This is a genomic window from Fictibacillus sp. NPDC058756 (genome assembly GCF_042746035.1).
Lineage (GTDB): Bacteria > Bacillota > Bacilli > Bacillales > Fictibacillaceae > Fictibacillus.
Genome location: NZ_JBHYPU010000001.1, coordinates 865113 through 878944, shown reverse-complemented (window position 1 = coordinate 878944; position 13832 = coordinate 865113). Strand labels below are relative to the sequence as shown.

Here is a 13832-nt window from a genome sequence, read left to right as displayed (position 1 = left end):
CGTATAAAAAATAAGGATTATTCGTCCTTTTAGTTCGATACCGTATGATACTGTTTAAACAATTGAATAATAATCGCTGCAGCTGTTTCTAATTCTTCATCAGAAACGGTTAATGGCGGGAGCAGGCGAATAACGTTCTCTCCTGCCGGAACGGTTAGTAAACCATGCTCTTCTAGCCACTCTATCAAACTGCCCGCAGGTCTCTCACATTCTATGCCGATTAATAAACCCTTGCCTCTGATTTCTTTCACGAGTGGATGTGATCGCAGCGAGTCTGCAAGAGTTTCTTTAAACTCATTTCCTTTCCGTTCAACTTCTTTTAAAAATTCGTCCTGGAAAACGATATTAAGAACCGACTGGCTCACTGCACAGGCTAAGGGGCTTCCACCAAATGTCGTTCCGTGGCTTCCTGGTCCAAAAGCAGTTTTCAATTTCTCTTTTCCAAGCATAGCTCCAATCGGGAATCCATTTCCCAGCCCTTTTGCAAGTGTAACGATGTCTGGGTTTAAATCGAAATGTTCAAATGCATATCTTTTCCCTGTTCTTCCGATCCCTGTCTGCACTTCATCAATAATCAGCAGGATTTGATTCTCATCGCATATCTTCTGAATTTCCTTATAAAATGAAAAATCAGCCATACGGACTCCGCCTTCACCTTGAAAAACTTCCATCATGATAGCAGCTGTATCCTCATCTGCGATTTTTTTCAGCTGTTCTGTTTCATTCCATGGCAAGTGCACAAATTGAGAAACAAGGGGACCGTAGCCATTTTTGATCTTTTGCTGGCCTGTTGCGGACATAGAACCGAATGTACGCCCATGAAAAGAATCCTTAAACGTTATGATTTTATTTTTTCCTGTAAACTTCTTTGCGAGTTTAATTGCTGCCTCATTGGCTTCAGCACCGCTGTTGCAAAAAAAGGCTAAATCTAATGGTGTGTTTTCTACAAGTGTTTCAGCAAGAACTTCCTGCTGTTCGATTTTAAATAGATTAGACGTATGCCATATTTTCTCACTTTGATTCTTGATAGCCGAGACGACTTCTGGATGACAATGACCGAGGCTCGTTACTGCAATTCCGCTCGTAAAATCTAAATAGCGCTTGTTGTTTTCATCATACACATATGTCCCGCTTCCCTTTTGAAGCTGAAACTCTTTTCTTTTATACGTTGGGAATAAAGAACTCATATCGCAAGAACCTCCTTATAGCAGCGTGTACCTGACAATGTTTGGTCCGTTATTAATACCTCATTGATGTTCAGGTTTAGACATTTCACAGCTGCTTCTACTTTCGGTATCATTCCGCCATATATGTGTCCTTTATTTATGCCTTGCTTTAATTGAGTAACGGTTAAATAATCAGCCTTCTGTCCTTCAACTTGAATTCCTGATATATCTGTAACGAAACAGACCGATACGGCTGAAAGTGCTGCTGCTGTTTCACCAGCTGCGGTGTCTGCATTGATATTTACTTCATCCCCGTTTTCGGTGACACCTAGTGAAGCAATAACCGGTACCTTTCCAGACTCTAATAATTTTTCTAAAAGATCTGTGTTCACTTTTTTAACTTTGCCGACACACCCATACTTTTCTTCGTCCAAAAACTCACATTGAATAAGTGTATTCTCTGACCCGCATAAGCCAGCAGCTTGAATTCCTTCCTGGTTTAATCTCTCTACAAGTTTCGTATTTGCTATATCCTTTAATGCTGCTTTTACGCATGAAAGGATCTCTGGTGATGTGATTCTTATTCCGTCCTTCATTTGAATCGGCAAACCCTTCTCTTGCAGTTTTTTGTTTATTTCAGGTCCCCCGCCATGAACAATAACTACTTTTTCCCCATTTTGAATCTTATTCTGCAAGCTTTCAAAAAAGGCAGGCTGTAAATTTTCTAACGTGCTTCCGCCAATTTTTAATACAGACAACAAATTTCTCACATCCTTTTACGTTCGGTAACTAGCATTAATTTGCACATAATCATAGGTTAGGTCGCATCCCCATGCTCTTCCGTTTCCGAAGCCTTCTGATAAGAGGACAGTGATATGAATTTCCTGGCCTTTTAAGTAGTTTCGAATCTCTTCTTCTGAGAAGACAACAGGCTCTCCATCTGCCACTACTTCATGATCGCCAATCAATATTTTAATTTGGTCTGGGTTAAAAGCCACTCCACTATATCCTGCAGCTGCAAGGATTCTTCCCCAGTTGGCGTCACATCCAAAGACAGCCGTTTTAACAAGAGGTGATCCTACAACCGTTTTGGCTATGATTCTAGCTTCCTTCTCCGTTCTGGCACCTCTTACATTTACTTCAATAAGTTTGCTCGCACCTTCACCGTCTTTAGCAATAAGTTTGCCTAAATCTTCACAAACTAGGACAAGAGCATCCAAGAATAAATCCCATTCTGGGTGGTTTTTGTTCAGTTCCTCATTCTCGGCCATACCGTTAGCAAGCATAAGGACCATATCATTTGTTGAAGTATCACCATCTACTGTAATGCAGTTAAATGTTCGTTCTACAGCATAGGACAGCGCTTCGTGAAGATCATCCTGATGAATGTTTGCGTCTGTTGTAACAAATCCAAGCATCGTTGCCATGTTCGGATGAATCATCCCTGATCCTTTTGCAGTACCTGCGATCGTAATCGTTTTATCATTGATTTTAAAAGAATAAGCTGTATTTTTAGATACCGTATCTGTTGTTAAAATGGCTTGAGAAAAATCAATAGATCCCTTCAGCTCGGCATCCAGCTTAAGATTTTGAATGCCTGCCGTTATTTTATCCAAAGGCAGGTGTTCACCGATTACTCCGGTAGATGCAACGCCAACAAGGTGTGGAGGAATGCCAAGCTTATTCGCAGTTTGCAGCTGCATTTCCTTTGCATCTTCCATGCCTTTTTTACCGGTACATGCATTGGCGTTTCCGGAATTGACTATAATTGCTTGAAGCTTTCCCTCTTGTTTAATGCTTTTCTGTGTCACTTTTAGCGGAGCCGCCTGTACTTGGTTTGTCGTGTAAACTCCTGCTGCGTTTGCTGGTTTCAAGCTGTAAATTAGTCCTAAATCCAGCTTCTTATGTTTTACTCCGCAATGAAGTCCGCTTGCGTAATAGCCTTTTGGTGTCGCAATGTTTATTCCTGTTACCTTGTGTATGGATGGTTTTGTAGCCTGCATCTATCCTGCCTCCTCTTATTATGGGAACAATGGTGATTGCTGCAGTCCCTCTGATTCTTTTAAGCAAAACATGATATTCATATTTTGCACTGCTTGCCCTGCAGCGCCTTTGATTAGATTGTCTATTACAGATACAACCGTGATTCGATTTGTCCGTTCATCAATCGTAAATGTTAAATCGCAATAGTTTGAACCGTACACCTGCTTTGTAAAGAGATCTGTATTTTCCTTAAAAACACGTACAAATGGTTTTGATTTATAGGATTCATTGAAAATCTCACTAACAGAATGCGATTGGATATCGTCCGCCAGCTCTGCATACATAGTAGCCATTATTCCTCTAGTCATCGGTACAAGATGAGTCGTAAAGGTAATGTTAACTTCTGTATCAGCAAGGGTTTTCAACGTTTGTTCGATCTCTGGTATATGCTGATGTTTGTTCATCTTATAAACACTTAGACTATCATTTGCTTTTGTAAAATGAGATGCTTTTTGAGGTGAAGCCCCAGCACCTGATAATCCGCTTTTCGCATCAATGATCAGTGTTTTTGGGTTAATCAGTTTTGTTTTCACTAATGGCAATACTCCGAGCAGCGCTGCTGTAGGATAACACCCCGGGTTTGCGATGAAAGCCGCTTCATTTATTTCCTTCTCGTTCCATTCCGATAAGCCGTATACCGCTTTATTTATAAATGAATTGTCAGGAGGCTCCTTCCCATACCATTTCCGATATGTATCTGTCTCTTTTAATCGAAAATCTCCTGCCAAATCTATCACGCGCATCTTCTGGTCAAGAAGCGGGGGAAGTAGTTCTGATGATACGCCGCTTGGAGCTGAACAAAACAGAACATCAAGTTCATCTGTTTCTAACTGCTCAAATGAGCGAAGTTTATCCTCGTTAATTCCAAGCAGGTGAGGAGCTTCATCCGAAAGTAATTGACCTTGTTTTGAGGATGAATAGATAGATACTTCTTTGATTTCTGGATGTGCGGTTAACAGCCGGAACAATTCTAATCCACCATATCCGGTTACTCCAATAATTCCAGCTCTCAAACCACATCACTCCTTTAATAAGTTAAGGTTCATTATAGGACTGTATAAAAATTAATTCAAGAGTATATTTATTAATTTTTAATTTATTATAAAATTCGCTTTTTTATTTCTGTAAAAACAGGGTGTTTTCGTAACTTTTGGCTTTTTTAGGAATGGATATATCTTTTTTATCAAAAAAAGAAGCAGTTTGCTATTAAAACTGCTTCTTTAGCTCTCCCGTTTTTAGAACATCTAAATAATTTCACCGCAATTTATAATAATTTCACCTTACCCCTCAATAATTTCACCCTGCTCTTCTATAATTTCACCTCTATCTCCAATAATTTCACTTATACCGGAAATTGTAGATTTTTCGACAATACACACCTGAACGATGCTGCCCCAATTAAGACAACTTGGTATGTGAAATGCCTTTCACGCCAGCTTACACTGCACTTGACCCTTTCTCTCTAATCTTACTGCTACGTCCCATCATCATGCCCACAAGATACACTTTCCGACAGTAAAAAAGCTGCTTTAATTAGGTTATCTTAAACCTAACTTAAGCAGCTTTACTTAAAATATTTTATTGTCTTAAAAATCCGCCTTCAGAATGGATGATTTGTCCGGTAATCCACTCGGCTTCTGGTGAAGCTAAAAACGAGATCAGCCTTGCTGCATCTTCTGGTTTGCCAATTCTTCCTAGAGGAAACTTCGGCAATAATACTTCTTTAAGAACTTCTGTCATCCATCCGGTATCGGTCGGTCCAGGATTAACAGCATTGACTGTAATCCCTTTAGGACCCAATTCCGCAGCCATCGTTACCGTTAAAGCTTCAATCGCTCCTTTTGTAGCGGCATACGCCAGTTCACCTGTCATTGGACCTTTTGACTGGCCGGAAGTCAGATGAATGATGCTTCCCTTTGTTCCTTGAAAACGTTTTGCGAATTCCACGCTTAAAAGAGCAGTCGCCCGAAGATTTATGGCATAATGCTTGTCCAGCATCACGCTTGTTGTTTCTTCCCAAGTATGGTTTTGTGAAAAACATGCATTATTAACAAGAATACTTGGCGAGCCAAGTTTTTGTTCGATCAGATTAAAGAGATCAGGAACCTGGTTCGATTCAGCTAGATCAATCTCTTTGTATGAAGCTTGTACTCCAAAACCCTGAAGTTTTCTGGCCAGAATATCCGCATCACTTTGATAATCGCCTTCATGCATCTGTTTGTCATATGTACCCCATGTAGTGAAAAAAATATTTGCACCTTTTTCAGCAAGCTGTAGACAGATTGCAGCTCCGATACCGTTCAATCGGCTTGCTCCAGTTACCACTGCTGTTTTTCCTTCGAGAGGACGAATTGTCATTTGTTTTCCTCCTTAGCTGACAGGGGTTTCAGCCGTTTTGCCATCTAAAACAAATGCGATGTTACGACCAGCCAGCTCTGCCATCTTCATTCTCGTTTCCACACTTGCACTACCAATGTGAGGCAAAGCCACCACTTGTTTCATCGTTAGAAGCGGATGATCCGCTGGGATCGGTTCTTTTTCAAAAACATCTAAACCAGCTCCAGCTATTATGCCGTTTTGAAGAGCATCCACCAGTGCTTCTTCATCAACTGATGCTCCTCGTCCTGCGTTAATAAAAATAGCACTTTTTTTCATCGTCTGAAACGCTTCCCTATTAAACATGCCTTTCGTCTCAGCGGTAAGCGGAGCGAGACAAACAACAAAATCAGACTCCTTCAGCAGATCATAAAAATCCTTATATTCAGCATTTAAGTTTCTCTCCGCGTCAGATTTGCGGTTTCGGTTGTGATATAAGATGTTCATATCGAATCCCTTTGCACGTCTTGCTACCGCTTCACCAATCCGCCCCATACCTACGATTCCGATTGTCTTATGATGAACATCAGCTCCTGCCAGCAATAAGGGACCCCAGCTGTTCCATTTTCCTTCTTTCACGTAGTTGGCTGATTCAACAACACGCCTGGCTGTCGCCAAGATTAATGAAAAGGCTAAATCAGCTGTTGAATCGGTCAGAACATCAGGTGTATTGCATACCGTTACGTTATTCTCTTTTGCTTTATTTATATCAATATTGTCATAGCCTACTGCGAGGTTAGCCACAACTTTCAATGAAGGGGCATTATCCAAAAGTTCACCATCCACTTTGTCTGACAGCATAGTTAATAACCCTTCAGCTTTTTGCGCTTCCTTTAAAAGAACTTCACGAGGAACGGCTTTTTCCTCATGCGGCCACATGCCGACTTCCGCTTTTTCTTTTAGCGCATAAAGTGTTTCTTCCGGCAGCTTTCTTGTGACATATACATATGGTTTTTGCATCCGCTTTCACTCCTTATTTTTATTTTCGCATGTGCGTACAGAAAAAACAAAAAAGAGCTCTTAATGAGAGCCCTTTTTCGTCAAATCATTGGAACGAGCCAGTCAACCATCGGAATATTTAATTCACGCACAGGCAAACCGATCGATCTGAAAAAACTTTTAAGAAAATACTCATTTTGTCTTTCATACGAGATTAAGTCAGTAAAGCGGCGTACATATAGTTCTTTTCCTATATCTCTTTCATTTTTATAATGGCCTTCAACTGTATCAAAATATTGTGAAGGAAATAAGAGTCTTCCATACAACAATCTCCAAGCACCTTTTGACAGAGGTTTTACCTTTTCGTAGTCATCAATTAAATTTAATACTTCGTCACTTCTGAACTGAGGCTGATAAATTTTTTCGCGGATGCATTCTGCCACATCTCTCATAGGGCTATCAATAACCCAGCCGACAGGCAATTTAATAAAACCGCTTGAAGATCTCAGCCAGGAGCGTTCGCTAAAGCGGTCATAACAGATTGCCGCAGACCCGATTCCTTTTGGCCCTCTCTCTAATTGATAGTCTGTGATGTACTGAATGGCATTCTCTGCAAGTCCCTCATAATAAGGAAAAGTCGTTAAAAATAGATGATCAAAATCATTTTTTTGTTTTCTCGCTGACACTTCGGCATACGTGTTGTGCATTTCATCAACACGATTCATCCATAAGAGGGGCCATTGCCCATAGGCAACCTGCTGAACCGGGTAATATTGCTCGAGTCCTTTACCCCGTTTATGAAATTCTGCCAGCTCCATTCCTAATGAAACATTCCGCTGTTCTTCTTTCTTATGAGACTTTTTGAAGATGATTACGGATTCTCCATCTACATATGCACTAGGCATGTTTGTAATCGTTGGATGGAGTACGGGCAAATTGCTTTCTCCCCGCTGCTGCAATAAATCACTGATGAATATCATTTCCTGCAATTTTTCATATGTCATCTGCTGCTGAGGAATAACAATATACTGGTCTCCCTTGCAGGTAAATGTCCGGTACCCGGATTCCGATCGTCTGTCTTCGCAAACAAGTTGATAATGATGAAAAATATCTCTTTCAAACAAAGGCGATCCCCCCACCTATCAGCTTTCCACTGCTGCAAGATCATTAACATCCGCATATATGGATACACCATTGTATGCCCATATAGGCGAAGTGGTTAGCTTTTTTTGATAAATTCATAACTTTATCGTGAAAACATATACTATACAAAGCTAAGGAGACTACAGAGAAAAGGAGTACAGGGATGCAAAATAAAAAAGTGGAAAATGTCGAAGAAACAGCACGCAAACTGCTGAACGAACGGGGCGTTACGGTAAACGATATAGCTGAACTCGTTTATTTTCTCCAAGTCCCCTACCATCCTGATTTAAAAATGGATGTATGCAGAGAAAATGTTGAAAGAGTCATTGCAAAGCGTGAAGTTCAAAATGCCATATTAACGGGCATCGGACTTGATGTTCTAGCTGAAGAAAAGAAGTTAGAACAGCCGCTTCAGGAAATATTGGCTAGAGATGAGAGTCTTTACGGTATTGATGAGATTATTGCTCTTTCTATAGTAAATATATATGGTTCGATTGGATTTACGAACTACGGGTTCATCGACAAACAAAAACCTGGCATTTTAGAAAAATTAAATGATAAATCTACTGGCAAAGTTCACACGTTTTTAGATGATATAGTTGGTGCAATCGCAGCAGCGGCATCCAGCCGTCTCGCGCACAGGGCTGCAAACACAGAATAATAATAAGGCTTAAGAACAAGAGAGATACTCTTTTGCCCTTAAGCCTTTTTTATTTCGGCTGTTTTCGCATACATTGTTGCTTTTGAAAGTAGTTGATTTCCGCTCCAGGTTGCTCGCTTTCCACGGGGCGTGCGGTGAGCCTCCTGCCGCTTTGCGCCATTAGGAGTCTCCACCTGACCGCTCGTCCCGTAGGACAAGGAAGACTCCGGCAGCGAGACATCGCACGAAGAAAAATTGTAGTTTATTTTTCGAGGAGTCTCACACCTTGCGCTCCAATCAACTTGCAAATGATGAAAAAGCTATAAGTTACAATCCTTTTGAAAAGAGCCTTTATTTAATATCCCACTCATCTAACCCATCAACTGTGTAGGTAGGATGGATATCGATATCTTCGAGGTGCTTTTTTGTTGTTACCCCTGTATGAACTAGAAGGGTGTCCAGACCTGTTCGAATACCTGCTAAAATATCGGTTTGGTAGTTATCACCGATCATCAGTGTTTCTTCTTTTTTAGTTCCTAATGTTTCAAGTGCCATCTCCATAATAATCGGCTCTGGTTTTCCGATAAAAATAGGTTCAGTCTGCGTTGAAACCGTGATAACAGAAGTCAGCGAACCATTTCCAGGCAGAAGGCCTCTTTCTGTAGGAAGGGCAATATCTCCATTGGTTGAAATGAATACAGCTCCGTTTCTAACCGCAAGACAAGCTTTAGCCAATTTCTCATAAGTAATAGAACGGTCGATGCCTATCACAACATAATCTGGATTTTCATCTACCAGCTTTAAGCCCTTTTCCGTAAGTGCTTCCCTAATGCCATCCTCACCGATACAGTAAACCGTCGCACCTTCTTTTAGATTAGATATGTAGCTGGCTGTTGCCATACTCGTTGTGAAAACATGATCAGAGGTAGCCGGTATTTCAAACCCTTTCAATACTTCTGCAACTTGCTTCTTTGTTTTTGATGAGTTATTCGTAACAAATAAATATGGCAGATCAAGCTCGTTCAGTTTTTTAACAAATTCAACTGCTTCATGAATTCTTTCCGTTCCTCTGTACATCGTACCATCTAAATCAATCAAAAATCCTTTATATGCTTTCATAATTTCTCTCCTTTATATACATTTATCATTCTGCCCATTGCCAAAAAAAAAACACACCTGAAGCAGGTTATCCTTCAGATGCAGCTCTTTTTTCTCTAATGACATAACAGCAATAATCCCCGCCTTTTGCCATACATGTCTTCCGTTCAATGTCATCTGTATGAAGCATTCTTTTAAATAAAGAAAGTTCACATGAACAAGCTTGCTGATATTCATTGGCTACCATTGCGATAGGACAATTATACTCAGTAAGCACATAAGTACCGGGATCCTCACCCTTTTGCCAATCAACCATATATCCTGCTTCATTTTGAATGTTAGCCAGTTCATTCACTTTTTGCTCAAATTGAGTCAGGCTGTTCATACGATCTTTATATTTATCTTGCAGCCGGTTTTCTCGTCGTTTAAATAAGCCGTCAACCGTTTCCGTTCCACTCAGCTCTTCAATATCTTTTAAAAACTCAACGGTCAATCCGGAATAGTTTCGTGGGAATTGTTCATCACCGCTTGCAGACAAATGATAAAAATGGATAGGTCTTCCCATGGCTTGACGTACAAGCGTTGTTTCAATAACATGGTCCCTCTCCAATGTATTGAGATGGCGTCTAACAGCCATTTCTGTAATCCCAAGGGATTTAGCCATTTCCGTAACGGTCATCCGTTTATTTCTTTTTAAAAGATAGATGATCTCATCACGTGTTGAGGTGTGATTCTTCACAGTCATCACCATCCTTTTTTACCATTTTACCGTAAACATTAGAAAACGTACATTTTTAAATAAAAATGTTTAAAAACTATTTTCTCTCTCATTTATTCCGGTAAAAATGCAGATACCGGCCCTAATTCTTCTTCCAAATACCGCTTAACATGAGCTGGAAAAGCTGAAAGTTCCGGCATATATTTTTTTATCGTATTGTATGTTTGTTCAACATCTGATTGCGGATAATCCTGAACGAGCGATTTACGCATAATTACTACACTTTTTAAAGATGCTGCTTCATTACTTGGCAATACTTTTTCATCAATAAGAATATCCAGAATGTCTTCAAAGCTGCCTGGATCACGCATGATAAAACCGTCGATGATCATATTTCCAACGTCCATCATGGATTCAATAAGCATATGGCCGATTCGTTCTACAGCAAGAACTTCAACACGGTTTTCTGGAATAGACATTGTTTCAAATGTTGTTATTAATTCATTCATATACACTAAATGTTCGTTGATTTTCTTGCGGTCAACAAAATACATAGTCATCACCTTTTGTAAGTTTCTCAAGTAAAGTGTAACATAAAAGAAAAGAATTCATTTATCCTAAAAATGAAAATTATCGCTAAGAAATTTGAGGAGGCTTCATATATGTCAGATGAAACATTTTTCTTGTATGACGATACAGAAAAAACGGAAACCCGCTTTGTAAGCTTTATGGGGAAAAATACACGATTCGATTTAGCTATCACGAAAACAAGCCGTCATTACGGAAAATCACTTGTGCTGAATATGCTTGGCAGTCACTTTGCCATTATTGGACAGGATGATTTAGAAGAAGAAGGCTATTTGGAGCATGCTTTTAACTTAACGGAAGAGGATGCTATGGAGCTGCGTGAATTTTTAGCGGAGGTTATTTAAAGGCTTTTTGGGGAGTCTTTGTTGCTCTTGAATGAGATTAATTTCCGTTGCAGGGCTCGCTTTCCTCAGGGTGTGCGATGAGCCCAATCGTCGCTTAGCGACATTGATTGGTCTCATCTGTCCCACTCATCCTGCAGGAGTCTCGCCCTTCCTCTCCAATTAATTTTTCAAGGAAGAGTTTCCTAAATACCCAGTAGCAACGGCTTTAGATACGCTCATTTCTTAAGGGTGTTGCTTTTAGGTTTTGTAAAAGCATCCTTGCAAGTTGATTGGAGTGCAAGGTGCGAGACTCCTACGGGACGAGCGGTCAGGTGGAGACTCCTGATGGCGCAAAGCGGCAGGAGGCTCACCGCACGCCCCGTGGAAAGCGAGCAACCTGGAACGGAAATCAACTACTTCACAAATAAGGTTTTACTCAAAATGTACCAAGCAAGAATCATCTTCTACGGGACAAACTTTAAGTAAGGATAGAGATAGCCTTTATCCTAAACTGGTCCCGAGAGGATGGTTTTTTTGTTCGAAAAAGAGACAAAGCAGTATACTGACTTTTCGAATGTAGAGACCGGTCGCAACTATGTGCTTCCTGAAGATCTGCCTGAAGGTCCATATGGTTCCCCGATAAAGAGGGCTTTAGGTAAATCAACTCCGTGGAGAGAAGAGCAGCGATACTATAGTGCCTTTAACTACGAAAATAAAACCTTGCATGAAGGACTTGAAAGACATGATCCTGGTGCGCATCCAACCCATGATGACCCAGAATATCATTCTGAACAGCCTTACGATGATTCTCGCGGCTCATAAAGCAAAGAAAAACCCCTGAAAACTCAGGGGTTTACTTTTTTTAACACAAAATACGGACAGCCGAAATTGCAATATTCATAAATGTATTCCGGCAATGTACTGATTTTCGTATCGAACGTAGCCTTTTCGTGATTATCTTCAAAAAAACCACGCAAACGAAGTTGTTCGTAACCTAGGTCACCAACAATATAATCGTATTTATGTAAAATTTCACTGTAGCGCGCTTTAAATTGTTCCTCATTAAAGGCTTCCCGTACATCTTCAATCACTTCATAGGAATAATTACCAACTGTAATCAAAAATGCTTCACCTCATTTCCTGATACTTATTTTACCATGTTTCGCCCTTTAACAGCCAACAATTTCTTTGTAAAGTATTCCGGTTTCAGGTCATTCTAAAGAATAAGGAGGTGAAAACACCTGTGAAAAAATTAGGAATGTTTTTATGTTTAGCCATCGTTCTCTCTGGGTGCGGCGGTGACGATCAAAAGAAAATGGGTCAGGAATATAAATTTTCAAGAACTAATGTTAAAGATGAGAATCGGATTGGCAACAACAAGAATTACGGGGATTTTGGATATATGCGCCATATGTCCGGGGACAAAGTTAAAACAGGAAATGCTGTACCTTACTTAAACCGTCAAAAGCTTGCAGATATGATCTCAGACATGGTCCTTCAGCTTCCAGATATTAAAGATGTAGGGACTCTTGTGACGGATGAAGAAGTATTAATCGGATATAAGACAACGAACAAAGACAGAAATGCTGCAGCTGACCAAGTTAAAATGACCGCGTTCTCTGTTGTTCCGAGATATTATCACGTATATGTGACTGATGAAAAAGGTATGATTAATAAAATTGAACAATATCAAGCTTTAAATAATGATACAGAGGACATTGAAGGAATCATCGACCGCCTGATTCAAGAAATGAAGAAATCTCCACAGGGTAAGAAATGGAACTATGGAGAAAATGAAAACGGTGAAATGAATGGTGAAACAAATCCAATGCGCGGTGAAATGGAAGGAAAATAAAAACCAGAAGCAGATTTTTGCTTCTGGTCTTTTTGTATTAAATATTTTGGGCTGCGGCATTTACTTGCTCATCCGCATGATAAGAGGAACGTACTAGCGGACCGGATTCACAATGTTTAAATCCTTTGCTGAAAGCAATATCGCGAAGTTCTTTAAACTCTTCAGGTGTATAATACTTTTGTACTTTTAAATGTTTTTTTGTTGGCTGCAAATATTGACCGATTGTCATGATATCTACGTTGTTTGCACGCAGATCATCCATTGTTTCGATGATCTCTTCCCATGTTTCACCAAGTCCGATCATAAGGCTTGATTTAGTTGGAATGTTTGCATTCATTTCTTTTGCACGGCGCAAGAATTCCATCGTTCTATCATAGGTAGCACGTGCACGAACTCTTGGAGAAAGTCGTCTTACTGTTTCAATGTTGTGGTTCATAATATCCGGTTTTGCATCCATCAATGTTTTCAGTGCGTCAATGTCACCAAGCATATCAGATGGAAGAACTTCGATTGAACAGAACGGATTACGTGCGCGTACTGCACGAACAGTTTCTGCAAAGACATGTGCTCCGCCGTCTTTTAAATCGTCACGGGCAACAGCAGTTATTACTACGTGCTTAAGTCCCATTTGTTCTACAGATTCAGCAACGCGTTCCGGTTCCTGAAGATCCAATTCAGTAGGCAAACCAGTTTTTACAGCACAAAAACGGCATGCTCGGGTACAGATGTCTCCTAAGATCATAAATGTTGCTGTTTTACGGACAGCCCAGCACTCATGAATGTTAGGGCATTTCGCTTCTTCACAAACGGTATGTAGCTTCTTCTCACGCATCATTTTCTTTAGTTCTTTATAATTTTCGTTCGTGTTTAGCTTTATTTTTAACCATTCCGGTTTACGGACATATTCTTCTTTCTTTGCCATAATCATCACCCCAAATTTTCT

16 protein-coding genes are annotated in these 13832 nt (G+C 40.1%); 4 read left to right on the top strand and 12 right to left on the bottom strand.

Going from position 1 to position 13832, the window contains the following annotated elements; all coding sequences use genetic code 11:
- Positions 1-29 precede the first annotated feature (29 nt).
- The 7 genes from ACFW35_RS04335 to yutH form a co-directional block, all read right to left on the bottom strand.
- The gene (locus tag ACFW35_RS04335) at positions 30-1187 is read right to left on the bottom strand and encodes an acetylornithine transaminase (protein WP_379844032.1); all 1158 of its coding nucleotides are present in this window, start codon (positions 1185-1187) and stop codon (positions 30-32) included.
- Positions 1184-1927 (bottom strand): acetylglutamate kinase, encoded by a 744-nt coding sequence (gene argB / locus ACFW35_RS04330; protein WP_379844030.1) that lies wholly within the window; start codon positions 1925-1927, stop codon positions 1184-1186. The genes ACFW35_RS04335 and argB overlap by 4 nt, the downstream gene beginning before the upstream one ends.
- Before the next feature lie 15 nt (positions 1928-1942).
- Positions 1943-3169, bottom strand: coding sequence for a bifunctional ornithine acetyltransferase/N-acetylglutamate synthase (argJ, locus tag ACFW35_RS04325; protein WP_379844028.1), 1227 nt, complete (start codon positions 3167-3169; stop codon positions 1943-1945).
- An 18-nt stretch (positions 3170-3187) separates the two neighbouring features.
- Positions 3188-4222, bottom strand: a complete 1035-nt coding sequence (gene argC / locus ACFW35_RS04320; protein ID WP_379844026.1) for an N-acetyl-gamma-glutamyl-phosphate reductase — start codon at positions 4220-4222, stop codon at positions 3188-3190.
- 565 nt (positions 4223-4787) lie between these two features.
- Positions 4788-5567 (bottom strand): SDR family oxidoreductase, encoded by a 780-nt coding sequence (locus tag ACFW35_RS04315; RefSeq protein ID WP_379844025.1) that lies wholly within the window; start codon positions 5565-5567, stop codon positions 4788-4790.
- 12 nt (positions 5568-5579) lie between these two features.
- Positions 5580-6545 (bottom strand): 2-hydroxyacid dehydrogenase, encoded by a 966-nt coding sequence (locus ACFW35_RS04310; RefSeq protein WP_379844023.1) that lies wholly within the window; start codon positions 6543-6545, stop codon positions 5580-5582.
- Between the two features lie 80 nt (positions 6546-6625).
- A complete protein-coding gene (gene yutH / locus ACFW35_RS04305; protein WP_379835533.1) occupies positions 6626-7648 on the bottom strand; it encodes a spore coat putative kinase YutH in 1023 nt (340 codons plus the stop codon).
- 182 nt (positions 7649-7830) lie between these two features.
- On the opposite strand from yutH, the gene ACFW35_RS04300 reads away from it, so the two are divergent.
- Positions 7831-8328: a phosphatidylglycerophosphatase A family protein gene (locus ACFW35_RS04300; protein WP_171978779.1), complete on the top strand. Its 498-nt coding sequence runs from the start codon at positions 7831-7833 to the stop codon at positions 8326-8328.
- Positions 8329-8658: 330 nt separating this feature from the next.
- On the opposite strand, the gene ACFW35_RS04295 is transcribed toward ACFW35_RS04300, so the two are convergent.
- From ACFW35_RS04295 to ACFW35_RS04285, 3 genes are all read right to left on the bottom strand, one after another.
- Positions 8659-9426 (bottom strand): TIGR01457 family HAD-type hydrolase, encoded by a 768-nt coding sequence (locus ACFW35_RS04295; protein ID WP_379844022.1) that lies wholly within the window; start codon positions 9424-9426, stop codon positions 8659-8661.
- Between the two features lie 67 nt (positions 9427-9493).
- Entirely contained in the window at positions 9494-10150 is a 657-nt protein-coding gene (locus ACFW35_RS04290) for a helix-turn-helix transcriptional regulator (protein WP_379844020.1), read from the bottom strand.
- Positions 10151-10236: 86 nt separating this feature from the next.
- Positions 10237-10677: a DUF86 domain-containing protein gene (locus ACFW35_RS04285; RefSeq protein ID WP_379844018.1), complete on the bottom strand. Its 441-nt coding sequence runs from the start codon at positions 10675-10677 to the stop codon at positions 10237-10239.
- Between the two features lie 108 nt (positions 10678-10785).
- Between ACFW35_RS04285 and ACFW35_RS04280 the strand changes: the two genes are divergently transcribed.
- Positions 10786-11055: a DUF3055 domain-containing protein gene (locus ACFW35_RS04280; protein WP_066292236.1), complete on the top strand. Its 270-nt coding sequence runs from the start codon at positions 10786-10788 to the stop codon at positions 11053-11055.
- Between the two features lie 504 nt (positions 11056-11559).
- Complete coding sequence (locus ACFW35_RS04275; protein WP_172827368.1) at positions 11560-11856, top strand: hypothetical protein; 297 nt, start codon at positions 11560-11562, stop codon at positions 11854-11856.
- A gap of 23 nt (positions 11857-11879) precedes the next feature.
- On the opposite strand, the gene ACFW35_RS04270 is transcribed toward ACFW35_RS04275, so the two are convergent.
- A complete protein-coding gene (locus ACFW35_RS04270) occupies positions 11880-12155 on the bottom strand; it encodes a YutD family protein (protein WP_077359566.1) in 276 nt (91 codons plus the stop codon).
- Positions 12156-12277: 122 nt separating this feature from the next.
- On the opposite strand from ACFW35_RS04270, the gene ACFW35_RS04265 reads away from it, so the two are divergent.
- Positions 12278-12889 (top strand): YhcN/YlaJ family sporulation lipoprotein, encoded by a 612-nt coding sequence (locus tag ACFW35_RS04265; protein ID WP_379844017.1) that lies wholly within the window; start codon positions 12278-12280, stop codon positions 12887-12889.
- Between the two features lie 37 nt (positions 12890-12926).
- Here ACFW35_RS04265 and lipA read toward each other — a convergent pair whose 3' ends face one another.
- Positions 12927-13811, bottom strand: a complete 885-nt coding sequence (gene lipA / locus ACFW35_RS04260) for a lipoyl synthase (RefSeq protein WP_077359568.1) — start codon at positions 13809-13811, stop codon at positions 12927-12929.
- Positions 13812-13832: the final 21 nt, after the last annotated feature.